The 24,084-nt window shown below is 39.0% G+C and carries 25 protein-coding genes (1 of these 25 cut by a window edge); 3 read left to right on the top strand and 22 right to left on the bottom strand.

Annotation, left to right across the window (positions count from 1 at the left end; all coding sequences use genetic code 11):
* Nucleotides 1-23: 23 nt before the first annotated feature.
* The 16 genes from rpsH to rpsJ form a co-directional block, all read right to left on the bottom strand.
* Nucleotides 24-422: a 30S ribosomal protein S8 gene (rpsH, locus tag QM017_RS01590; RefSeq protein WP_282708648.1), complete on the bottom strand. Its 399-nt coding sequence runs from the start codon at nucleotides 420-422 to the stop codon at nucleotides 24-26.
* A gap of 32 nt (nucleotides 423-454) precedes the next feature.
* Complete coding sequence (locus tag QM017_RS01585) at nucleotides 455-640, bottom strand: type Z 30S ribosomal protein S14 (RefSeq protein WP_003701320.1); 186 nt, start codon at nucleotides 638-640, stop codon at nucleotides 455-457.
* A gap of 15 nt (nucleotides 641-655) precedes the next feature.
* A complete protein-coding gene (gene rplE / locus QM017_RS01580; RefSeq protein WP_282708646.1) occupies nucleotides 656-1,198 on the bottom strand; it encodes a 50S ribosomal protein L5 in 543 nt (180 codons plus the stop codon).
* 25 nt (nucleotides 1,199-1,223) lie between these two features.
* Nucleotides 1,224-1,535, bottom strand: coding sequence for a 50S ribosomal protein L24 (gene rplX, locus QM017_RS01575; protein ID WP_282708645.1), 312 nt, complete (start codon nucleotides 1,533-1,535; stop codon nucleotides 1,224-1,226).
* Nucleotides 1,536-1,570: 35 nt separating this feature from the next.
* The gene (gene rplN / locus QM017_RS01570) at nucleotides 1,571-1,939 is read right to left on the bottom strand and encodes a 50S ribosomal protein L14 (protein ID WP_282708644.1); all 369 of its coding nucleotides are present in this window, start codon (nucleotides 1,937-1,939) and stop codon (nucleotides 1,571-1,573) included.
* A 64-nt stretch (nucleotides 1,940-2,003) separates the two neighbouring features.
* A complete protein-coding gene (gene rpsQ / locus QM017_RS01565) occupies nucleotides 2,004-2,270 on the bottom strand; it encodes a 30S ribosomal protein S17 (protein ID WP_282708643.1) in 267 nt (88 codons plus the stop codon).
* A gap of 26 nt (nucleotides 2,271-2,296) precedes the next feature.
* A complete protein-coding gene (rpmC, locus tag QM017_RS01560; protein WP_178197475.1) occupies nucleotides 2,297-2,491 on the bottom strand; it encodes a 50S ribosomal protein L29 in 195 nt (64 codons plus the stop codon).
* Nucleotides 2,481-2,915, bottom strand: coding sequence for a 50S ribosomal protein L16 (gene rplP / locus QM017_RS01555; RefSeq protein ID WP_178197472.1), 435 nt, complete (start codon nucleotides 2,913-2,915; stop codon nucleotides 2,481-2,483). Before rplP ends, rpmC begins: the two co-directional genes overlap by 11 nt.
* A gap of 3 nt (nucleotides 2,916-2,918) precedes the next feature.
* On the bottom strand, nucleotides 2,919-3,575 hold the full coding sequence (gene rpsC, locus QM017_RS01550; protein ID WP_178197470.1) for a 30S ribosomal protein S3: 657 nt from the start codon (nucleotides 3,573-3,575) through the stop codon (nucleotides 2,919-2,921).
* A gap of 13 nt (nucleotides 3,576-3,588) precedes the next feature.
* A complete protein-coding gene (gene rplV / locus QM017_RS01545; RefSeq protein WP_178197468.1) occupies nucleotides 3,589-3,936 on the bottom strand; it encodes a 50S ribosomal protein L22 in 348 nt (115 codons plus the stop codon).
* 21 nt (nucleotides 3,937-3,957) lie between these two features.
* Nucleotides 3,958-4,239 carry a 30S ribosomal protein S19 gene (rpsS, locus tag QM017_RS01540; RefSeq protein WP_178197466.1) on the bottom strand — a complete coding sequence of 94 codons (282 nt, stop codon included), beginning with the start codon at nucleotides 4,237-4,239 and terminating at the stop codon, nucleotides 3,958-3,960.
* Nucleotides 4,240-4,288: 49 nt separating this feature from the next.
* Nucleotides 4,289-5,122 (bottom strand): 50S ribosomal protein L2, encoded by an 834-nt coding sequence (gene rplB, locus QM017_RS01535; protein WP_178197464.1) that lies wholly within the window; start codon nucleotides 5,120-5,122, stop codon nucleotides 4,289-4,291.
* Nucleotides 5,123-5,150: 28 nt separating this feature from the next.
* The gene (gene rplW / locus QM017_RS01530; RefSeq protein WP_178197462.1) at nucleotides 5,151-5,438 is read right to left on the bottom strand and encodes a 50S ribosomal protein L23; all 288 of its coding nucleotides are present in this window, start codon (nucleotides 5,436-5,438) and stop codon (nucleotides 5,151-5,153) included.
* Complete coding sequence (rplD, locus tag QM017_RS01525) at nucleotides 5,438-6,061, bottom strand: 50S ribosomal protein L4 (RefSeq protein ID WP_178197461.1); 624 nt, start codon at nucleotides 6,059-6,061, stop codon at nucleotides 5,438-5,440. Before rplD ends, rplW begins: the two co-directional genes overlap by 1 nt.
* Before the next feature lie 24 nt (nucleotides 6,062-6,085).
* Nucleotides 6,086-6,709 (bottom strand): 50S ribosomal protein L3, encoded by a 624-nt coding sequence (gene rplC / locus QM017_RS01520; protein WP_178197459.1) that lies wholly within the window; start codon nucleotides 6,707-6,709, stop codon nucleotides 6,086-6,088.
* A gap of 38 nt (nucleotides 6,710-6,747) precedes the next feature.
* The gene (gene rpsJ / locus QM017_RS01515) at nucleotides 6,748-7,056 is read right to left on the bottom strand and encodes a 30S ribosomal protein S10 (protein WP_282708640.1); all 309 of its coding nucleotides are present in this window, start codon (nucleotides 7,054-7,056) and stop codon (nucleotides 6,748-6,750) included.
* Between the two features lie 365 nt (nucleotides 7,057-7,421).
* Here rpsJ and QM017_RS01510 point away from each other — a divergent pair, with 365 nt between their 5' ends.
* Together QM017_RS01510 and QM017_RS01505 are read left to right on the top strand one after the other, a co-directional pair.
* A complete protein-coding gene (locus QM017_RS01510) occupies nucleotides 7,422-7,970 on the top strand; it encodes a cysteine hydrolase family protein (protein ID WP_178197455.1) in 549 nt (182 codons plus the stop codon).
* A 25-nt stretch (nucleotides 7,971-7,995) separates the two neighbouring features.
* Nucleotides 7,996-9,792: a M3 family oligoendopeptidase gene (locus QM017_RS01505; protein WP_282708639.1), complete on the top strand. Its 1,797-nt coding sequence runs from the start codon at nucleotides 7,996-7,998 to the stop codon at nucleotides 9,790-9,792.
* Between the two features lie 185 nt (nucleotides 9,793-9,977).
* Here the strand turns inward: QM017_RS01505 and fusA are convergent, their stop codons facing one another.
* From fusA to rpsL, 3 genes are all read right to left on the bottom strand, one after another.
* Entirely contained in the window at nucleotides 9,978-12,068 is a 2,091-nt protein-coding gene (gene fusA, locus QM017_RS01500; RefSeq protein ID WP_178197451.1) for an elongation factor G, read from the bottom strand.
* 180 nt (nucleotides 12,069-12,248) lie between these two features.
* Nucleotides 12,249-12,719: a 30S ribosomal protein S7 gene (rpsG, locus tag QM017_RS01495; RefSeq protein ID WP_178197449.1), complete on the bottom strand. Its 471-nt coding sequence runs from the start codon at nucleotides 12,717-12,719 to the stop codon at nucleotides 12,249-12,251.
* A 61-nt stretch (nucleotides 12,720-12,780) separates the two neighbouring features.
* Nucleotides 12,781-13,194 (bottom strand): 30S ribosomal protein S12, encoded by a 414-nt coding sequence (gene rpsL, locus QM017_RS01490; RefSeq protein WP_178197447.1) that lies wholly within the window; start codon nucleotides 13,192-13,194, stop codon nucleotides 12,781-12,783.
* Between the two features lie 258 nt (nucleotides 13,195-13,452).
* Here rpsL and QM017_RS01485 point away from each other — a divergent pair, with 258 nt between their 5' ends.
* Nucleotides 13,453-14,148 (top strand): A24 family peptidase, encoded by a 696-nt coding sequence (locus QM017_RS01485; protein WP_178197445.1) that lies wholly within the window; start codon nucleotides 13,453-13,455, stop codon nucleotides 14,146-14,148.
* A 38-nt stretch (nucleotides 14,149-14,186) separates the two neighbouring features.
* On the opposite strand, the gene rpoC is transcribed toward QM017_RS01485, so the two are convergent.
* The 3 genes from rpoC to QM017_RS01470 form a co-directional block, all read right to left on the bottom strand.
* Nucleotides 14,187-17,846 carry a DNA-directed RNA polymerase subunit beta' gene (rpoC, locus tag QM017_RS01480; protein ID WP_178197443.1) on the bottom strand — a complete coding sequence of 1,220 codons (3,660 nt, stop codon included), beginning with the start codon at nucleotides 17,844-17,846 and terminating at the stop codon, nucleotides 14,187-14,189.
* 50 nt (nucleotides 17,847-17,896) lie between these two features.
* Nucleotides 17,897-21,478: a DNA-directed RNA polymerase subunit beta gene (locus QM017_RS01475; RefSeq protein WP_282708638.1), complete on the bottom strand. Its 3,582-nt coding sequence runs from the start codon at nucleotides 21,476-21,478 to the stop codon at nucleotides 17,897-17,899.
* Between the two features lie 302 nt (nucleotides 21,479-21,780).
* Nucleotides 21,781-24,084, bottom strand: the 3' portion of a protein-coding gene (locus QM017_RS01470; RefSeq protein WP_282708637.1) for an ATP-dependent Clp protease ATP-binding subunit. It continues 162 nt past the right edge of the window; 2,304 of the gene's 2,466 nt are visible here — the last part of the coding sequence; the start codon falls outside the window, past its right edge — the gene reads right to left on this strand; its stop codon occupies nucleotides 21,781-21,783.

The raw sequence follows: 24,084 nt of genomic DNA, 5'->3' as shown, positions 1-24,084 counted from the left end.
CACCTCCTTACGGTTAAATTATATTACCATACGTAAGCGATAACTTCGCCGCCGATTTTCTTAGCGCGAGCATCTTTATCTGTCATAACACCTTCAGATGTTGATAAGATAGCAATACCTAAGCCATTTAAAACCTTAGGAACTGCATCTGCTTTTACGTAAGAACGTAAACCTGGTTTTGAGATACGACGAATACCAGAGATTACGCGTTCATTGTTCTTTCCATATTTCAAGAATACGCGGATGATACCTTGCTTGTTATCATCAATATATTCAACATCGCGTACGAAACCTTCATTTTTAAGGATTTCTGCGATGTCACGCTTGATTTTTGAAGCAGGTACTTCTACTGATTCGTGCTTTGCCATGTTAGCATTGCGCACGCGTGTTAAGAAGTCTGCAATTGGATCAGTCATGACCATGTTTTTGCCTCCTTTACATGTCTATTGTTGGATTACCAGCTAGCCTTTTTCATGCCAGGGATTTGACCCTTATGAGCAAGATCTCGTAGGCAAACACGGCATAACTTAAACTTACGATATACAGAATGTGGGCGGCCACAACGTTCGCAACGTGTATATTCTTGTGTTGAGAACTTAGCAGGACGCTTATTCTTTGCAATTTGTGACTTTTTAGCCAAGTGTGTAACCCCCTCTTATTTAGCGAATGGCATTCCAAGCTGTGTCAATAATTCTTTGGATTCTTCGTCAGTATTTGCAGTTGTAACGATTACGATATCCATACCACGAACTTTATTAACATTATCAAAATCGATTTCAGGGAAAATCAATTGTTCACGTACACCCAAAGTGTAGTTACCGCGACCATCGAAGGCACGCTTACTTACACCGTGGAAGTCACGCACACGTGGTAATGATACAGAAACCAACTTGTCTAAGAATTCGTACATGCGTTGGCCACGTAATGTAACCTTTGCTCCGATAGGCATACCTTCACGTAAACGGAAGCCAGCGATTGACTTTTTAGCTTTTGTGATAACTGGTTTTTGACCAGAGATCAATGTCAATTCTTCAACAGCTTCATCCAAATTCTTAGCGTTGCTTACAGCATCACCCACACCCATGTTGATAACAATCTTATCAACCTTTGGTGCTTGCATGATAGATGTGTAATTGAATTTTTCCATTAATGATGGAACGACTTCTTTTTCATATTTTTCTTTTAAACGGTTAACCATGAAGAAAGTATCCTCCTTTCCCTAACTACTTATCTAAAGTTTCACCTGTTTTTTTAGAAACACGGACTTTCTTACCATCTTCTACCTTGAAGCCAACACGAGTTGCTTCGTTGTTAGAAGGATCGATGAGCATAACGTTAGAAACATGAATTGGTGCTTCAACTTCAACAATCCCACCATTAGGATTTGCATTAGTTGGCTTTTGATGCTTCTTAACGATGTTCACACCTTTAACGATCACACGGTCTTTTGCTGGGAAGACTTGTTCTACAATGCCTTCTTTACCTTTATCTTTACCTGCGATAACTTTAACTTTGTCATTCTTTTTAACGAACATTCTTTATGTGCACCTCCTTGCCAGATAGATGGTTATTATAATACTTCAGGTGCTAAGGAAACGATCTTCATGAAGTTTCCGTCACGTAATTCACGAGCAACTGGCCCGAAAATACGTGTACCCTTAGGTGATTTGTCTTCACCGATAATTACGGCTGCATTTTCATCAAACTTGATGTATGAACCGTCTGGACGATGTGTACCAAACTTTGTACGAACGATAACAGCTTTAACTACATCGCCTTTTTTGACAACGCCACCTGGTGTTGCTTGTTTAACAGTAGCAACGATGATGTCACCGATATTTGCAGTCTTCACACGGGAACCACCCAAAATCTTGATAACCAAGATTTCACGAGCACCGGAATTATCAGCGACTTTCAAACGACTTTCTTGTTGGATCACAGTATGTGTCCTCCTTTCGTTATTAGATCAGAATACGAATCAGTGCAAAATGTTATCCTTTAGATTAAAGAATAACTGCTTTTTCAACGATTTCTAATAAACGGAAACGTTTTGTAGCTGACAATGGGCGAGTTTCCATGATTTTTACGATATCTCCAACTTTTGCTTCGTTGTTTTCATCGTGAGCTTTGTATTTTTTGGAATACTTAACACGTTTGCCGTAAACTTTGTGGTTGACATAAGTTTCAACAACAACTGTGATTGTTTTATCCATCTTGTCAGAAACGACACGTCCTTGATAGACTTTGCGTTGGTTACGACCTTCACTCATGCGCGATTAGCCTCCCTTTCGTATTCTTATTTGTTTAATTCTGCTTGACGCAACGCTGTTTTGATGCGTGCAATCGATTTACGAACTTCCTTCAAGCGAGCAGTATTTTCTAATTGACCGGTAGCTAATTGGAAGCGTAAGTTGAATAATTCTTCTTTATATTGCTTTTCTTTTTCAAGCATTTCAGCAGTGGTTAATTCATTTAATTCTTTAGCCTTCATTTGATTCGCCACCTACTTCCTCACGTATTACGAACTTAGTCTTCACTGGGAGCTTGTGGGAAGCTAAACGTAAAGCTTCGCGAGCAACTTCTTCTGAAACGCCGGCGATTTCAAACATAACTTTACCGCGCTTAACAGGAGCTACCCAACCTTCAGGAGCACCTTTCCCGGAACCCATACGAACACCAATTGCTTTAGCTGTGTATGATTTGTGAGGGAAAATTTTAATCCAAACTTTCCCACCACGCTTCATGTAACGAGTCATAGCGATACGAGCAGCTTCGATTTGACGGTTTGTAATCCAATGAGATTCAGTTGCTTGCAAACCGTATTGACCGAATGTTACTTCCTTACCGCCTTTTGCTTCCCCGCGCATTTTACCACGGAATTCACGACGGTGCTTTACACGTTTTGGTACTAACATAGATTATTTCCCTCCTTTGCTATTTTCTTTCTTAGCTGGTAAAACTTCACCACGGTAGATCCAAACTTTAACGCCTAATTTACCGTAAGTTGTGATTGCTTCTTCCCATGCGTAATCAATATCAGCACGTAAAGTATGCAATGGAACAGTTCCTTCTGAGAAGCGTTCTACACGGGACATATCTGCACCGTTCAAACGGCCAGCAACTTGAACCTTGATACCTTTTGCGCCTGCACGCATTGTACGTTGGATTGCTTGTTTCATAGCACGACGGAATGCAACACGGTTTTCTAATTGTTGTGTGATGCTTTCGCCAACTAATTTTGCATCCAAATCAGGTTTCTTGATTTCCACAATGTTGATGTGGATTTTCTTACCTGTTAAGTTGTTCAATTCTTTACGAAGTTTTTCTACTTCAGATCCGCCTTTACCGATAACCATACCTGGTTTTGCAGTATGGATAGAAACGTTAACACGCTTTGCAGCACGTTCGATTTCTACGATAGAGACAGAAGCGTCGGCTAATTTCTTTTGAATATATTGACGGATTTTCAAATCTTCGTGTAAGTTTGCAGCAAAATCTTTTTCTGCATACCACTTGGAGTCCCAATCACGAATGATTCCGACACGTAACCCAGTTGGATTTACTTTTTGACCCACGCGTTATCCCTCCTTATTTTACAGATACAACTACTGTGATATGACTTGTGCGTTTGTTGATTGGAGAAGCAGAACCTTTTGCACGAGGACGGAAACGTTTCAAAGTTGGTCCTTCGTTAACATAAGCTTCGCTTACATATAAATCTTCAACATCTAAGTCAAAGTTATTTTCAGCGTTTGCGATCGCGGATTTTAAAACTTTTTCAATAAGATATGCACCAGATCTTGGTGTATAAGCCAAGATCCCTAATGCTTCAGCAACACTCTTGCCACGGATAAGATCGATCACAAGACGGGCTTTACGTGCAGGGATTCGAACTACGCGAGCAGTTGCTTTTGCTGATGTGATTTGTTCAGCCATTGGTATTTTCCTCCCTTAGTATTATTTTCTACCTGTCTTCTTATCGTCAGAAGCATGACCATGGAATGTACGTGTTGGTACGAATTCACCTAATTTGTGGCCAACCATATCTTCTTGGATGTAAACAGGAACATGCTTACGACCATCGTATACAGCGATCGTGTAGCCAATGAAACTAGGGAAGATCGTGGAACGACGTGACCATGTCTTAATAACAGATTTCTTTTCTTGATCAGCTTGTGCTTCAACCTTCTTCATCAAATGAGCATCGACGAAAGGTCCTTTTTTCAAACTACGACTCAAAGTTTGTCCTCCTTTCGGATCAAACCACTAAGCGGCAAAGGCTAAGTGATTATTTCTTGTTACGTTTACGTACGATAAATTTATTAGAACGAGCTTTCTTAGAGCGTGTCTTGTTACCAGAAGTCTTCTTGCCCCATGGAGACATTGGACTTGGACGACCAACAGGAGCTCTACCTTCACCACCACCGTGTGGGTGATCGTTAGGGTTCATTACAGAACCACGAGATTGTGGACGCTTGCCAGCCCAACGAGAACGACCAGCTTTACCGATGTTAATCAATTCGTGTTGTTCATTACCAACAGCACCAATTGTTGCGCGGCATGTAACAAGAATCATACGAACTTCACCAGAAGTTAAACGAACGATTGCGTACTTGCCTTCTTTACCAAGTAATTGAGCTGATGTACCAGCTGAACGAACTAATTGTCCACCTTTACCAGGTTTTAATTCAATGTTGTGGATAACTGTACCGACAGGAATATCAGCTAATGATAAGCAGTTACCTACCTTAATATCTGCATCCTTACCGGATTGAATTGTTTGGCCAACTTCAAGACCTTTAGGTGCAATGATGTATGATTTCACACCATCAGCATAAACGATTAAAGCGATGTTAGCTGAACGGTTTGGATCATATTCGATTGCTTTAACGACTGCAGGAACGTTATCTTTAACACGTTTGAAATCAATCAAACGGTATTGACGTTTGTGACCACCACCACGGTGACGTACTGTGATACGGCCGTATGAGTTACGACCAGCTGTCTTGCTTTGAGATACAAGCAATGACTTTTCAGGTTTTGTCTTTGTGATTTCAGCAAAGTCAGAACCTGTCATATTACGGCGACCGTTAGAGGTTGGTTTGAATTTCTTGATCCCCACTATGTTTCCCTCCTATTGATAGATATAATTATTCTTCGTTGAATAATGTAATTTCTTTAGAATCAGCAGATAAAGTAACGATTGCCTTACGACGCTTCTTTGTGTAGCCTTCGTAACGACCCATGCGTTTCTTTTTGCCTTTAACATTCATAACATTAACTTTAGCAACTTGCACACCAAAGATTTCTTCAACAGCATCTTTGATTTGGTACTTTGTTGCGCGTGTGTCAACGTCAAATGTGTAACGTTTGTTGTCCATATCAGCCATAGATGCTTCGGTGATAACTGGACGTAAGATTACATCGCGTGCTTCCATTATGCAAGAACCTCCTCTACTTGAGAAAGAGCTCCTTGAGTGATGACCATCTTGTCGTTGTTAACAACGTCTAAAACGTTCAAGCCTTTTGCTGGGATAACTGTTACGTTTGGTAAATTACGTGCAGCTAAAGCAGCTAACTTGTTGTCATCTTCAAGAACTACTAAAACTTTGGATTTAACATCTAAGTTACTTAAAACTTCTGCAAATGCCTTTGTCTTTGGTTGTTCGAAGCTCAATGCATCAACAACTACTAAGCTTTCATCTAAGACCTTTTGGGAAAGGACAGACTTGATAGCCAAACGACGAACTTTGCGTGGAAGTTTGTATGCGTATGAACGTGGTGTAGGACCAAATACGGTACCGCCACCTACCCATTGTGGTGAACGGATAGAACCTTGGCGAGCACGACCTGTACCCTTTTGACGCCATGGTTTGCGGCCACCACCGCGCACAGCACTTCTATTCTTAACAGCGTGTGTACCTTGACGTAATGATGCGCGTTGCATGATCACTGCGTCAAATACTACATTGTTGTTTGGTTCGATACCAAAAATAGCGTCATTTAATGTAACTTCACCATTCTTGCTACCATCTTGTTTAAATAATGCAACTGTAGGCATGTTTAAATTTCCTCCCTTCCTCTATTATTTTACTGTACTCTTGATTGTAACGAATGACTTGTTTGCGCCAGGTACGTTACCCTTGATCAAAAGTACGCCATTTTCTGTATCAGCTTTAACGATTTCCAAGTTTTGGATCGTTACTCGATTGCCACCCATACGTCCAGGTAACACTTTTCCAGCAAAGACGCGGTTAATGATTGAACCCATTGAACCAGGTCGACGATGGTAACGAGAACCGTGAGCCATTGGTCCACGACTTTGTCCCCAACGTTTGATATTGCCTTGGAAACCATGTCCTTTAGACGTACCTGTTACGTCTACGTTGTCGCCAGCTTCGAAAATATCAGCCTTGATTTCGTCACCGACTTTGTATTCTCCAAGCTCAACATCGCGGATTTCACGAACGAAGCGCTTAGGAGCAGTATTTGCTTTTGCTGCATGACCTTTAGCAGGTTTGTTAGCTTTGACTGCACGTTGGTCGTCGAAACCTAATTGAACAGCTTCGTAGCCGTCGTTTTCCACAGTTTTAACTTGTAAAACAACGTTAGTACCAACTTCAACAACTGTTACAGGAACTAATTCCCCGTTTTCAGTGAAGACTTGAGTCATCCCTACTTTTTTTCCTAAGATTCCTTTAGTGGTCATGAGTACACCTCCAATTAATTTTATTTTTTAGTTTAATATTATAATTTGATTTCGATATCTACACCAGATGGTAAGTCAAGCTTCATCAAAGCATCAACTGTCTTAGGTGTTGGATTTACGATATCAATCAAACGCTTGTGTGTGCGCATTTCAAATTGTTCACGAGAATCCTTGTCCTTATGTGGTGAACGGATAACTGTATATAAAGTACGTTCTGTTGGCAAAGGAATTGGACCAGAAATTTGAGCACCTGTTCTCTTTGCTGTTTCCACAATCTTGTCTGCGGATTGATCTAAAATGCGATGTTCGTATGCTTTAAGACGGATACGAATTTTTTGTTTTGCCATCTTGTTACCTCCTTCGTCTATTTTAAAAATAAGACTAGCTCCGTGGAAATTACCGATACGCTCGTGGCAAAGCATCCGGGTGTGTCGCAACCTTCCACATCATAGCTTATTAATAAGTTAAACAACTAAATCATGCACCTGTCCCTTGCACAGGTACTTATCCATAATACCGCAAACTGATTTTAGATGCAAGAACTTTTTTAGTTTTTTTTCAAAAAAAGAGCGTTATATTAAGCTTCTTGAATCTTGAATTATATGCCAATAAGATTTTCTAACTTTTTTTCAGAAAATTCTCTTTACCTACCAGACTTTATATTCTATTATTACTATAAACCAAGTGAAATCTAAGGAGTTTTTAATTTATTATGAAAAAAGCATTATTGGTTATCGATTATACTAACGATTTTATCGCATTAGATGGGGCTTTATCTTGTGGTCAGCCCGGATTAGAAATTGAAGATAAAATTTTAAGTTTAATTGAAGAATACTTTGCTAATGGCGATTATGTCATCTTTCCGACCGATTGTCATCAAGCTAATGATCCTTATCATCCCGAAACAAAGTTATTTGCCCCACATAATCTCCAAGGTTCTAAAGGACAACAACTTTACGGTAAAATCGGCACGTGGTTTGCGCAACACCAAGATAGTCCACAAGTCTACTATTTTGATAAGAACCGTTATTCAAGTTTTCAAAATACTAACCTGGATAACTTTTTGCGTGAACGCCAGGTCAACGAACTTTGTTTGACTGGAGTATGCAGTGATATTTGCGTTTTACATACCGCAATTAGCGCGTATAACTTAAACTATCAACTAGTAATTCCAAAAGATGGAATTGCTAGCTTTGACCCAGATGGTCATCAATGGGCGCTTAGACACTTCCAAAATGCTTTAGGAGCCCAGAGCATTTAGTCTATATAATAAGGAGAGTTTTTTTATGAGTTATTCTTTAGTTTGGAATCTAGATACTATTTTCCCTGGTGGCAGTGCCTCAACTAAGCTACAAGAACGCTTAGAATTGTTGGATGAACAAATTGCTACTTTTACTACGGCAGTCAATGCTTTTGATGCCGCTTTGGCAGATGTTAACGCCTTACAAGAAATCATCTCTTTAGATGAACAAATCAGTGGCGGACTTGAACAATGTGGTACCTTTATCGAAGCTTTAAATTCTGCTAACACCGCAGATCAAAAAGCCAAACAATTAACCGGTACTTTGGCTGCTAAATTACCCGCTTATCAATTAGCAGCCAACATTTTAGCTACCAAACTAGGTCAAATTCAAGCAGATACATGGGAAACTTTAACTTCTGGTGCACTAAGTCAAATCGCCTTTCGCTTAAACGAAATCCGCAAAGATGGTGCTGATTTATTGCCAAGTGAACAAGAAAATATCATCAATACCTTGAGTCTAGATGGCCTAAAAGCTTGGAGTCAACATTATGATACCATCGTGGCCCAAATCAAGATTACTACTGTACTTGATGGTCAAGAAACCCAATTATCAGCTGGGCAAGCCTTTAACTTGATGATGAGTTCTGATGATTCAGCCTTACGTCAAGAACTTTTCAACAAATGGGAAGCCGCTTGGCAAAACTATGCTCCGTTATTTGCCGATACTCTTAATCATATCGATGGATTTAGACTATCCGACTACAAACTTCACAATGTCTCGGATCATTTACAAAAGGCCCGTGAGTATAACCGCTTAAGTCAAGCAACTTTAGATCAAATGTGGGCAACAATTGCACAAAACAAGCAACCTTTCGTAGACTTCTTAAATTGCAAGGCTAAACTTCTAGGCAAGGAACAAATGTGCTGGCAAGACCAAGATGCGCCTGTGACAGTTGGTGATTTTACAACTAGACGCTATAGTTTTGATCAAGCCGCTGACTTTATCATTGAAAATTTCGCTAAATTTAGTCCTAAGATGGCCTCTTTTGCAAAAGAAGCCTTTGAAAAAGCTTGGATCGAAGCCGAAGATCGCCCTGGCAAGCGCCCTGGTGGATATTGTGCTGGCTTACCTGAAACAAAAGAATCGCGTATCTTCATGACTTATGGCGAATCCGTCAATGAAGTTGCAACCCTAGCACACGAATTAGGTCATGCCTTTCACAGTAGCGTGATGTGGGATTTACCGCATCTCAATCAACAATATGCAATGAATGTTGCTGAAACAGCAAGTACTTTTGCTGAATTGATTGTTGCCGATGCCACCTTAAAACAAGCAACTAGTCCGGCTGAAAAGCTCAATTTATTAGACGTTAAAATTCAAAATGCTATTGCAATGTTTATGAACATCCATGCACGCTACATTTTTGAAAACAACTTCTATCAAGCTCGTCAACAAGGCCTTGTTTCTGCCGATGAATTAAATGAAATGATGGTATCAGCTCAAAAGCAAGCCTATGCTAACAGCTTAGCCAACTATCATCCACTATTTTGGGCTGCTAAGTTACATTTTTACATTGATGACGTTGCCTTTTATAACTTCCCATATACTTTTGGTTATCTCTTTAGTTTGGGAATTTATGCTAAAGCCTTACAAAGCGAAACTTCATTTGAAGACCAATACATCGCCTTGTTACGCGACACGGCTAGCATGAACACTGAAGATTTAGCTAAAAAACATCTAAATGTCGATTTAACCAAACCCGATTTCTGGCAAGCCGGTATTGATATGATTGTCAAAGACATCGAAGAATTTATTACCTTAAGCAAAGAATTTATCTAATTAAAAAGCGTTGGTCAAGTGCCAACGCTTTTTAGTTATCTCAAAGCTATAGCAAAAATTAGTAATAAGCCGATTTCCCAAACTTTTTTAGCCTAACACCTTACCGGCTAATTTCTAAACAAAAAGTCCTCTTTACTAGAAATTCCAGCAAAGAGGACTTTAATAGTTTTAATTTATCTCAAAAATTAGGCGTTGCCACCATTTTTCTTGATGATTTCTTCTTGGATTGACTTAGGCACAGCTTCGTAATGATCCATTGTCATTGTGAAAGTACCACGACCTTGTGTAGAAGAACGTAATGTTGTTGCATAACCAAACATTTCTGATAATGGTACAAATGCATTAACAACTTGTGTATTACCACGGGCTTCCATACCTTCAACACGACCACGACGAGCAGTTACATGACCCATAACATCACCCAAGTTATCTTCTGGAGCGATGATTTCAACTTTCATCACTGGTTCTAAGATTACGGCACCAGCCTTAGGAGCTGCGTTACGTAATGCTAAGGAAGCAGCAACCTTGAAGGCAGCTTCACTAGAATCGACATCATGGTAGCTACCATCATATAACTTAGCCTTAACATCGATTAATGGATAACCAGCTAAGACACCGTTTTGCATAGCTTCTTTCAAACCTTGTTCAACTGATGGGATGTATTCACGAGGAACAACACCACCAACGATTGCATCTTCAAATTCGAAGCCTTTACCTTCTTCGTTTGGTGTAAATTCAATCCAAACATCACCGTATTGACCTTTACCACCAGATTGGCGAACAAATTTACCTTGAGCGGAAACTTGTTGTGTAAATGTTTCACGGTAAGCAACTTGAGGTGCACCAACATTAGCTTCAACCTTGAATTCACGTTTCATACGATCAACCATGATATCTAAGTGCAACTCACCCATACCAGCGATCAATGTTTCACCAGTTTCAGGGTTTGTTTCAGCGCGGAATGATGGATCTTCTTCAGCAAGTTTTTGTAAAGCAACATCCATCTTGTCACGGTCTGCTTTAGATTTTGGTTCAACAGAAACTTGGATAACTGGTTCTGGGAATTCCATAGATTCAAGAATCAATGGGTTCTTAGGATCTGTTAAAGAGTCACCTGTTGTTGTATCTTTCAAACCGATAGCAGCAGCGATATCCCCAGAGAATACTTCAGGAATTTCGTTACGATGGTTAGAGTGCATTTGCAATAAACGACCTACACGTTCACGCTTGCCTTTAGTTGCGTTCAAGACATATGAACCAGCTTCTAAAGTACCTGTGTAAACACGGAAGAATGTTAAACGACCAACAAATGGGTCTGTTGCAATCTTAAATGCTAAACCAGCAAATGGTTTTTCATCATCAGCAATCAAATCGATTTCTTCATCTGTGTCAGGGTTTGTAGCAACGTATGGCTTAACATCTAATGGAGATGGTAAGTAATCGTTAACCCCATCAAGCATCATTTGCACACCTTTGTTCTTGAAAGCAGAACCTGCAAAAACAGGGAACATATCAAGGTTCAAAGTTGCACGACGGATAGCTGCTTTCAAATCTTCTTTAGAGATTTCTTCGCCACCCAAGTATTTTTCCATGATTTCTTCATCAACGTCAGCAACTGCTTCGATCAATGCTTCACGACGAGATTCTGCTTCTTCCTTGTATTCTTCAGGAATTTCAACAGTTTCCCATTCTGTTCCTAATTCATCGGCATCATAAAGATCGGCTTTCATTTCAATCAAGTCAATAACACCTTCAAAGTCTTCTTCAGAACCGATAGGCATTTGAACTGCCACAGCATTTGCTTGAAGACGATCCTTGATTGTGTCACATGAATAATCAAAGTTAGCACCCATCTTATCCATCTTGTTAACAAAAACGATACGTGGAACACCGTATGTTGTAGCTTGACGCCATACGTTTTCTGTTTGTGGTTCAACACCGGATTGCGCATCCAAAACAACTACCGCACCGTCAAGAACACGTAATGAACGTTCAACTTCGATTGTAAAGTCAACGTGTCCTGGGGTATCAATGATGTTGATTCGGTTTTCTTTCCATTGAGCTGTTGTAGCAGCAGATGTGATTGTGATACCACGTTCTTGTTCTTGTTCCATCCAGTCCATTTGGGAAGCACCATCATGTGTTTCACCAATCTTGTGGATCTTACCTGTATAATACAAGATACGTTCGGTTGTAGTTGTCTTACCAGCATCGATATGAGCTACGATCCCGATGTTACGTGTTTTTTCCAATGGGAATTCACGTTTGTTTGCCATTGAGAATTTCTCTCCTTCCAATTTTAAATACCTATATTGATAAGCGACCCGGTTATAAACCGTTCACTTTTATTATATTACAGAGTTGCGCTAAAAAATAGCACCTTTTCTTTTGGCTTTATTCAAAAAAATGACCATTATAGGATTATTGCAACCATATAACAGCCATCTTTTAACAAATTACCAACGATAATGTGCAAATGCACGGTTGGCGTCAGCCATCTTGTGTGTATCTTCACGTTTCTTCACAGATGCCCCTGTATTGTTAGCTGCATCCATGATTTCTTTAGCTAAACGTTCGGACATTGTGTGTTCACCACGTAAACGTGAGTAGTTAACTAACCAACGTAAACCTAATGTTGTACGACGTTCTGGACGAACTTCGATAGGCACTTGGTAGTTAGAACCACCAACACGGCGAGCCTTAACTTCAAGTACAGGCATGATGTTTTTCATTGCTTCTTCAAACACTTCTAATGGATCATTACCTGTTTTTTCCTTAATAATATCAAATGCATCGTATAAAATTTTTGAAGCTGTCCCACGCTTACCATCTAACATTAAACGGTTGATTAAGCGAGTAACCAATTTTGAGTTATAAATTGGATCTGGAAGTACTTCACGTTTTGCAACGGCACCTTTTCTTGGCATCTAAAATGACCTCCTCAAATACTTGTTACTTTCTCATTTATTTAGTGTTATTTTTGTCTAATTATTTCTTAGGCTTCTTAGCACCATACTTGGAACGACTTTGTAAACGACCATCAACACCGGCTGTATCCAAAGCACCACGAATGATATGGTAACGAACCCCAGGTAAGTCTTTTACACGACCACCACGGATAAGAACAACGCTATGTTCTTGTAAGTTATGACCGATACCAGGAATGTAAGCTGTAACTTCGATCAAGTTGGACAAACGAACACGAGCATACTTACGCAAAGCGGAGTTAGGTTTCTTAGGTGTCATTGTACCAACACGAGTAGCAACCCCACGTTTTTGAGGTGCAGCGTTGTTTGTTTGAACTTTCTTGTAACTGTTATACCCAAAGTTTAAAGCTGGGGAATTAGATTTTGAACCTTTAGATTTACGACCTTTACGAACTAATTGGTTAATTGTAGGCATCTAAAGCTTCCTCCTTCCTTATTTCATAATGTTTTTAAGTACACACATCCAGGAGTTTCATTTTTTCGTTTAAAAAAATAACGTCCCAATGTACGTTTTACGTGTGCTAACCTGCTCACAGCCAGCACGATCTTGAATTTTTCAAGAGAACTGTTCACATAAAGCACCTTAAACAGAGTAACATGTTTTAACCTTAAATGTCAAACACTTTTCAAAAATTATTTCATTTTTTTCGTACTTATGTCTAGAGGTGATTTTATGTTGATCAAAAGTTGTTTTTTATTCTTATATGGTAGCTGTCTTGCTTCGTTTGCTTGTTGTTTTGCTAAGCGCTATGCTACCAATACTTCTATTTTAAATCCCCCTTCTTATTGTGATAATTGTCATCATCGTTTAACCTTTTGGCAACTCATTCCGATACTAGGTTATTTATTACAGAGGGGACATTGTCATTTTTGTCACGCTAAAATTTCTAAGCTAAGCACTTTTTGGGAATTATTTTGCGGACTAACACTTGCGTTTTTAGGAAATCAACTAGCTTACATTCATTGGCCTTTATTATTAGCTTTATTTTTTTGGTGCTTGTGTTTGAGTTTGCAAGATTACTATACTCAAACCGTTGCTAGTGAGCTATTGTATTTTGGTGGCTGCTTTATTTTGCTTTGTGGTATCAAATATTGTTATTTTAGCTTACAGACGCAATGGTCCTTACTATTAATCTTAATTGTTTTATTAGGCTCTTTGAGTTACTTAGGCAAACTTGGAAGTGCAGATGTCTTTTTTATCTTAATTATCGCTTGCTTACTTGGCTTTTTTTATACTATTTACTTGTTATTATTAGCTTGTATTTTAGCCGTGTGCTATTGCTTTTGGCAACACAAACACCAAATTGCTTTTATTCCATTTTTAAGTAGCGCCTTATTATTGCTTTTGTTTTACTTACGTTTTAGTTAACACAAAAAAGCCTAGGTTAAAACCTAGGCTTTTTTGTGTTATTTATCTTCTACTGTATATTTAGTGTTTGGATCAAAATCTTTAGCTACATCTTCAGTTGAACGAACACTATTAGCGGAATGTCCAATTGTTTCTGGTACAATATCACGATATTTCTTCATACCAGTACCGGCTGGAATAATCTTACCGATAATAACATTTTCCTTCAAGCCAACTAATGGATCATTCTTACCACGAATAGCAGCATCAGTTAAGACACGTGTTGTTTCTTGGAAGGAAGCAGCTGATAAGAAACTGTTTGTTTCCAAAGCAGCCTTGGTGATTCCAAGTAAAACAGGACGTGCTGTCGCAGGAATACCACCACTAATTAAGGTATCTTTGTTGCGATCTGTAAATTCGCTAATATCCATCAATGTACCTGGCAACATCGAAGTATCACCTGGATCCATGATCCGCACTTTTTGTAACATTTGACGTGTCATAATTTCAATATGCTTATCAGAGATATCTACCCCTTGCATACGATAAACTTTTTGAACTTCAGCCAAAATATAAGTTTCTGTTGAAAGTACATCACGTACCTTAATTAATTCTTTTGGATCGATTGAACCAACTGTCAAGGCTTCACCACGATGAATTTGATCGCCTTCTTTAACCTTCAACACAGCTGTAAATGGTAAATCGTAAGTCTTTTCTTCGATTTCACCTTGGATCTTGATACGTTTAACTCGTTCAGCTGAGTTTTCTTCTACCGAAACAACAGTCCCAGTTACTTCACTGATATCTGCATGACCTTTTGGATTACGTGCTTCAAATAACTCTTGCACACGAGGAAGACCTTGCGTGATATCTCCACCAGCAACCCCACCGGTATGGAAGGTACGCATCGTCAATTGAGTACCAGGTTCACCGATAGATTGAGCAGCCACGGTTCCGACTGCTTCACCGACTTCAACATCATCACCAGTTGCAAGGTTTCGACCATAACAACGTTCACAAACACCATGACGTGTATTACATGTAAATGCTGTTCTAATGGTTACCATTTCAACGCCTGCATCGATTACTTTTTGAGCCATTTCTTCATCCATCAAAGTATTTGCAGGTACGATTACTTCACCAGTGTTTGGATCAACAACTGATTTCATCGTATAACGTCCTAAAATACGATCATACAATGGTTCAATCATTTCATTGCCTTCACGAATTGCAGTTACATCTAAACCACGATCGGTTCCACAATCAACTTCACGAATGATTACATCTTGTGCAACGTCAACCAAACGACGAGTCAAGTAACCAGAGTTAGCTGTCTTCAAGGCCGTATCGGTCATCCCTTTACGAGCACCGTGTGAGGAAATAAACATTTCCATCACAGACAAACCTTCACGGAAGTTTGAGATAACTGGTAATTCCATCGTCTTACCGTTAGGCGCAGCCATCAAACCACGCATACCGGCTAACTGTGTAAAGTTAGAGATGTTCCCACGTGCACCCGAATCACTCATCATTTGAATTGGGTTTGATGGATCCATCTTTTCAATCAATTTGCCTTGGATATCGTCTTTAGCCTTATTCCAAATAGCAATTACACGGTTATAACGTTCATCTTCTGTGATTAACCCACGTCTAAATTGCTTAGCAACCGTTGCAACATCTTTATGCGCTTGTTCGATGATGGCTGGTTTTTCTTCCAAGTCAGTCACATCGACAATCCCCACCGTCAAACCTGACTTAGTTGATTCATAGTAACCTAAATCTTTCATTCTATCCAATAACTCAGCAGTTTCAGTCACCTTGTAGTCTTTATAAACTTGAGCAATGATATCGGATAAGAATCCTGACTTAAATGGACCAACTAATGGTTGATTTGCCAAGAATTCATGAATATCTTGTCCTGGTTCTAAGAAGTATTTATCAGGTGTCTTGACTTGCAAGTTTTCTTGGGTAGGTTCATTTAAATATGGGAAATCTGGTGGCAAGATTTCATTAAAGATTGCCTTACCAGCAGTCGTTACCAAGATACGTTCTTTTTGCCAATCAGTAAATGGTGTTCCCTTAGCAGCCAATGAAGATGCTTGTAAACCAATACGTGTATGCAAATGAACATAGTTATTTTGATAAGCTGTTCGAACTTCGTTGACGTCTTTGAAGATCATACCTTCGCCTTCGCGTCCGTCTTCTTCTAAAGTAATATAGTAATTACCAATCGTCATATCTTGTGATGGTGAGATAATTGGCTTACCATCTTTTGGTGCTAAGATATGGTGCGCTGCTAACATCAATAAACGTGCTTCTGCTTGAGCTTCAGCTGACAAAGGAACGTGAATAGCCATTTGATCCCCGTCAAAGTCGGCGTTATAAGCTTCACATGCTAATGGATGCAAGCGCATAGCCTTACCATTAACTAGTTTAGGTTCAAATGCTTGAATCCCTAAACGGTGTAACGTAGGGGCGCGGTTTAATAATACTGGGTGTTCTTTGATAACATCTTCTAAAACATCCCAAATATCTTCATCACGACGATCAATCTTGCGTTTAGCATTCTTGATGTTTGATGCCATTTCACGCGAAACTAATTCTTTCATCATAAATGGTTTGAACAATTCAAGTGCCATTTCATGTGGAATACCCATTTGGTTAAGTTTAAGCTTAGGACCAACGTCGATAACCGAACGACCAGAATAGTCAACACGCTTACCTAACAAGTTTTGACGGAAGCGTCCTTGCTTACCTTTAAGCATATGTGATAAAGACTTAAGTGGACGGTTACCCGGTCCTGTAACCGGACGACCACGACGTCCATTATCAATTAATGCATCAACAGCTTCTTGCAACATCCGCTTTTCGTTTTGAACGATGATACCTGGTGCATGTAATTCTAACAAACGTTGTAAACGATTGTTACGGTTGATAACACGGCGATACAAATCATTCAAGTCAGAAGTTGCAAAACGTCCACCTTCTAATTGAACCATTGGACGTAAATCTGGTGGAATAACAGGAATTGTTTCCATTACCATCCATGCTGGATCATTACCAGAAGATAAAAAGGCTTCTAACATGTCTAAACGGCGAACTGCTTTAGTTCTTTTTTGACCAGTTGCTTCCTTTAATTCTTCTTTTAATTCAGCACATTCTTTTTCAAGATCAATATCTTGCAATAAAGTTCTAATGGCTTCAGCACCCATGCTAGCTTTGAAGCCTTGTCCATATTCTGCACGCTTGTCACGATATTCAGCTTCTGTCATCAATTGTTTCTTTTCAAGTGGTGTATCACCTGGATCAGTAACAACGTATGAAGCAAAGTAAATGATTTCTTCTAAGGCACGTGGACTCATGTCTAATACTAGGCCCATTCGACTTGGAATTCCTTTGAAATACCAAATATGAGTTACAGGTGCTGCTAATTCGATATGTCCCATACGTTCACGGCGAACTTTAGCACGAGTCACTTCAACCCCACAGCGATCACAAACGATTCCTTTATAACGAATACGTTTATATTTACCACAGGCACATTCCCAATCTTTAGTTGGACCAAAAATGCGTTCATCAAACAAACCGTCTTTTTCTGGTTTCAATGTACGATAGTTAATAGTTTCTGGTTTTTTAACTTCTCCATAAGACCAACTTCTTATCTTATCTGGTGAAGCCAAACCGATTTGCATACTATCGAATTTATTGACATCGATCAAAGGACCGACCTCCTTTATAAGATTTCTTGACGTTAGTTTCTAAATTCTTCTTATTCTACAGTTGTTTCTTCGGTTGTAGTAGTCTTTTTAGCTTCTTCTAGGCTTTCTTGGACTTGTTTAACAACATCTTTTACAGTTTTAGTATCATCGTCATCATCATCCATATCGCGTAATTCGATTTCTTGATGAGCATTGTCGAGAACTTTCATATCTAAGCCTAAAGCTTGTAATTCTTTGACTAACACACGGAAGGATTCTGGTACGCCTGGTTTTGGAATTGGTTCACCCTTAACAATTGCTTCATAAGTCTTAACACGTCCAACAACATCATCTGACTTGTAGGTTAAGATTTCTTGCAATGTATAAGCAGCACCATAAGCTTCCAAGGCCCAAACTTCCATTTCCCCGAAACGTTGGCCCCCAAATTGTGCCTTACCACCAAGTGGTTGTTGAGTAACTAAGGAGTAAGGTCCAATTGAACGAGCATGAATCTTATCATCAACCATGTGAGCGAGTTTCATGTAATACATCACACCAACAGCTACACGATTATCAAAGGCTTCACCGGTACGACCATCATAAAGCACAGTCTTACCATCACTTGGTAAACCAGCTTCTTTTAGTGCACCCCAGATATCTTCATCACGTGCACCATCGAAAACTGGCGATGCAACATGGATACCTAATTTGCGTGCCGCCATCCCTAAATGCAAGTCTAAAACTTGTCCAATGTTCATACGGGAAGGCACACCCATTGGTGAAAGCATAATATCGATTGGTGTACCATCTGGCATAAATGGCATATCTTCTTCTGGAATAACAACAGAAACAGTCCCCTTGTTACCATGACGTCCAGCCATCTTATCGCCAACTTGCAACTTACGTTTTTGTGCGATATAAACACGCACCATTGGGTTAACACCTGGTGCTAATTCATCGCCAGATTCACGTGTGTAAATCTTAACAGCTTGAACAATACCGCCACCACCATGTGGTACACGCAATGATGTATCACGAACTTCACGTGCTTTTTCACCAAAGATTGCGTGTAATAAATGTTCTTCTGCTGTCAATTCAGTTACACCTTTAGGAGTAACTTTACCAACTAAAATATCACCGTCTTTAACTTCTGCCCCAACACGAACAATCCCAAATTCATCTAAGTCTTTCAATGCATCTTCACCGACATTTGGAATTTCACGTGTGATTTCTTCAGGTCCTAATTTAGTACCACGTGCTTCAGATTCATGTTCTTCAATATGAATAGAAGTATAGACATCTTCTTTAACTAAACGTTCATTAATAGCAATCGCATCTTCGAAGTTATAACCATCCCAAGTCATAAATGCAATCAATGGGTTTTGACCTAAGGCTAATTCACCTTGTTCCATGGATGGACCATCGGCTAAGACACTATCTGCTTCAACTCTTTCACCAACACGTACAATCGGTGTTTGGTTGTAGTTCTTACCACCGTTTGAACGACGGAATTTCATTAATTTGTACTTATCTAATGTACCATCTTCACGACGAACACGGACTTCACGTGCATCCACATATTCAACAATTCCATCATGATCTGCAATCAAAGCTACCCCAGAGTCGTGTGCAGCTTTGTATTCAATCCCCGTCCCAACAAGTGGTGCATGTGGTTGAATCAAAGGCACAGCCTGACGTTGCATGTTAGCACCCATCAAAGCACGGTTAGAGTCGTCGTTTTCTAAGAAAGGAATACATGCTGTCGCAACCGCAACAACTTGTTTAGGTGACACGTCCATGTAGTCAACTTTATCAATTGAAACTTCGATATTGTCATCACGATGACGTGCCATAACAACTTCATCTACGAATGAGCCGTCTTCGTTTAATGGTGAATTAGCTTGCGCTACAACATAATTATCTTCTTCATCAGCCGTCAAATAGTCAATTTTATCGGTAACTTTGTGCGTTTCCCAAGAAACACGACGATATGGTGTTTCAACAAAACCATATTTATTAACGCGTGCATAAGAAGCCAAATTATTAATCAAACCGATGTTAGGACCTTCAGGTGTTTCAATCGGACACATACGACCATAGTGTGTGTAATGAACGTCACGAACTTCGTAACCGGCACGATCACGCGTTAAACCACCTGGCCCTAAGGCTGATAGACGACGTTTATGTCCTAATTCACCTAACGGATTGGTTTGATCCATGAATTGGGACAATTGGGAACTACCGAAAAATTCTTTAATAGCTGCTACAACAGGACGAATATTAATCAATTGTTGTGGTGTCACCGTCATAGTATCTTGAATTGACATTCTTTCGCGTACGACACGTTCCATTCTTGTCAAACCAATGCGGAATTGGTTTTGCAACAATTCACCAACGGAACGAATACGACGATTTCCTAAGTGATCGATATCATCTGTGCTACCAAAACCTTCTTGAAGATTTAAGAAGTAGTTAATAGATGCAATAATATCGGCTGGAGTAATGTGTTTATATTTAATATCAACATTAGCGTTACCAATCATGTTGATTACTTTTTCAGGATCTTTTTCAGAGTAAACTTTGATGATTTGAATTGTCATCGGTTCTGTAACTACCCCATCTTCTGCTGGATGGAAAGTTACGGTCTTGAAGTCATCACGTTTCAAGTATGGTGCTAATTTTTCCATTACATGCTTATCGATAACTTCATCTTTTTGAACTAAAATTTCACCTGTATCTGGATCAGCTAAAGTTTCAGCAACACGCGTATTCAATAAACGTGTCTTCAAATCAAGTTTCTTGTTAATTTTGTAGCGGCCAACTGGTGCTAAATCATAACGTTTTGGATCAAAGAAGCGTGCTGTTAACAAACTTCTTGAAGATTCAGCAGTCTTTGGTTCACCTGGACGTAGACGTTCATAGATATCTTTTAATGCTTCTTCAACACGTGTGTCATCTGTGTTTTTATAGATATCTTTTTCTAAAGTATTCATCAAGCAGTCAGTTTCACCTAACATTTCGATGATTTCACTATCGCTACCATAGCCCAAAGCACGAATCAATTCGGTCAATGGTAACTTACGTGTCCGATCAATACGTACATAGGCAATATTTTTAGCATCTGTTTCATATTCCAACCATGCACCACGGTTTGGAATCACAGTTGTACCGTAGTTTTCACGTCCGTTCTTATCTAATTCAGAGTTAAAATAAACCCCTGGTGAACGAACAAGCTGGGAAACAATAACACGTTCAGCACCATTGATAATAAAAGTACCTTGACGTGTCATTAATGGGAAATCACCAAAGAAAACATCTTGCGACTTGATTTCTCCAGTTTCATGATTGATTAAACGTAATGTTACGTGTAATGGTGCTGAATAGTTAGCATCATGTTCACGTGCTTCATCTACCGAATACTTAGCTTCAAGTAATTTATAATCAACAAATTCCAAAGATAAGTTGCCTGCAAAGTCTTCAATTGGCATGATATCTTCAAACATTTCTCTTAAACCTTCATCTAAAAACCAATTATAAGAGTCTGTTTGAATTTCAATCAAGTTGGGCAGATCAAGAACTTCTTTGATACGAGAATAACTTCTACGTTCACGGTGCTTACCGTATTTTACTATGTGTCCTGCCAAGTTGTTCACCTCTCAAAAATTTTTCTGTGAAGTCTGAAAGTTACTGAAAAAAACAAATATTACATTTTTGTTACAAAACAATTTTCTAGTACTTTTCAGTGAATTTTTGGCAAAAAAAAACCAAAAACAGATTCAGTTGAGTCACCAACATTCACTATTTTTGCTTCTTTACCAGTCTGTGTGGACAATATATCACACAGATTTATAAATTCACAGTTTTATACTGAAAGTATTTTACCAAGATTAAGCAAAAATGTCAACCTTACACTTACAAAAAAGCCAGCGTATTTTCATACACTGACTTTCAAAAGTTATTTACTATTTAAAATGATCTTACCTTGTTTAGCTCCAAGTGTCACCGTTTGCCCCCCGGTAATCTCGCCAGCTAACAAAGCTTCACTCAACTTATCTTCAACCTGTTCTTGTAAGGCCCGGCGTAACGGTCTTGCACCATATTCTGGATCATAGCCAGCTTTAGCAATTGCCACAAGTGCTGCATTGGTTATCTTTAATTTAATATCTAACTTGGCTAATCTAGCAACCAATTGTTGGCTTAGTAACTTAACAATTTGTTGTAATTGCTTTTCGTCTAAAGTATGGAAAATCACAGTTTCATCGATACGATTCAAAAATTCTGGTCTAAACGTCTTTTTCAAAACCTCTTTGATTTTAACTTCCATTGCTGCTTGATCTGCCAATAAATCGCCTTTACCAAAACCAACCGTTTTTTCATCACGTAAAGCTGTCGCACCTAAATTAGATGTCATGATGATAATCGTATTTTTAAAATTAATCTTGCGTCCTTTAGAATCAGTCAAATATCCATCATCTAAAACTTGCAATAATAAATTAAAGACATCAGGATGCGCTTTTTCGATTTCATCAAGTAAAACCACCGAGTAAGGATGATTGCGAACCTTTTCTGAAAGCTGCCCGCCTTCGTCATAACCAATATAACCTGGAGGAGCACCAATCAAACGACTCGTATTATATTTTTCCATATATTCACTCATATCAATTCGAATCATCGCTTCAGGTGAACCAAAGATTTCATTTGCCAGCGTCTTAGCCAATTCCGTCTTACCTACACCTGTAGGCCCTAAAAACATGAACGAGCCTATTGGGCGGTTAGGATCACTCAACCCACTGCGTGCACGCCGTAAAGCCTTTGCTACGGCCTTGATAGCCTCGTCTTGGCCAATCACATGTTGATGTAAAACCTTTTCTAAATTTAATAGTCTTTGGGCTTCACTTTTAGATAATTGGCTAACTGGAATCCCAGTCCAATTTCCGACAACTTCGGCAACATCTTTTAATGTGACTTTCGCTTGCTTGGTTTTTTTGTTCTTTTTAAGTTGCTTAACTTGTAAGAGTTCTTTTTCTTCTTGCAAATCTTTTTCTTGTTTACGTAACTTAGCTGCTAACGTAAAATCTTCATTTGCAAAAGCTGCTTTTTTCTCTTGCTGTACGCTATATAATTTTTGTTTAATTTGTACTAATTCCTGATTTTTAGGCATTTTTTGAATGCGTACTCGCGCACTAGCTTCATCGATTAAATCAATAGCCTTATCGGGTAAAAAGCGATTTGTAATATAACGATTTCCCAACTGAACAGCTGCTTTTAATGCCTCATCTTCAATTATTACATTATGATGTTTTTCGTATTTAAAACGAATACCTTGTAAAATTTCTAAACATTGCTGTTCACTCGGTTCTTCCACCATTATGCTAGCAAAGCGACGTTCTAATGCTGGATCTTTTTCAACATACTTTTGATATTCATTTAAGGTAGTTGCTCCAATTACTTGTACTTTACCTCTTGCAAGTGCTGGTTTTAAAATATTAGAAGCATCGATAGCACCGTCTGCTCCACCAGCACCAATTAACGTGTGTAATTCATCAATGAATAAAATAACATTGCTATCTTTGATTACCTCAGCAATAATCTTTTTCAATCTATCCTCAAATTCACCACGATACTTAGTGCCAGCTACAAGCGTCCCCATATCCAAAACCATAACACGCTTTTGTTCTAAATTTTCAGGAACTTCGCCACGCACAATATGTTGTGCCAACCCTTCTGCGATTGCCGTTTTACCAACACCAGGTTCACCTAAAAGAACTGGATTATTTTTGGTGCGACGACTTAAAATTTGAATCACGCGTTTGATTTCTTTATCACGTCCAATCACTGGATCAATTAAATCTGCACGTGCCATTTCATTTAAATTACTTGCCAATTCATCCAATAATGGAGTTTGTGACTTTGGAAGTGCATTTAATTTTTGTTTGCGTAGCTCTTGTATTTGCTGTCTTTGCTTTGTATTAAGCAATCTAGTGCGTTCTAAGTTACGATAAAGTGAGCGTTTAACATTTTTAGGATCAACATTTAAATTCAGCAAAATTCTCGCAGCTAATGTATCTTGATTTTCCAAAATTGCAATTAATATATGCTCTGTTCCAATCAATTTATTACCAAATGCTAACGCTTGTGTACTTGCACGTTCTAAAATTCGTTTAGTACGAGGAGAATAAGGCAAGTAATCAGTGATTTCTGACTTCAAAGAACCTTGACCGATAATCCGATCAATTTCTTGTGCAACATCCGTCGACTT

It is taken from the genome of Ligilactobacillus sp. Marseille-Q7487 (genome assembly GCF_949152225.1).
Classification (GTDB): Bacteria; Bacillota; Bacilli; order Lactobacillales; family Lactobacillaceae; genus Ligilactobacillus.
Note: the sequence above shows the minus strand (reverse complement) of the source record. Positions and strands in the feature narration are given on the sequence as shown.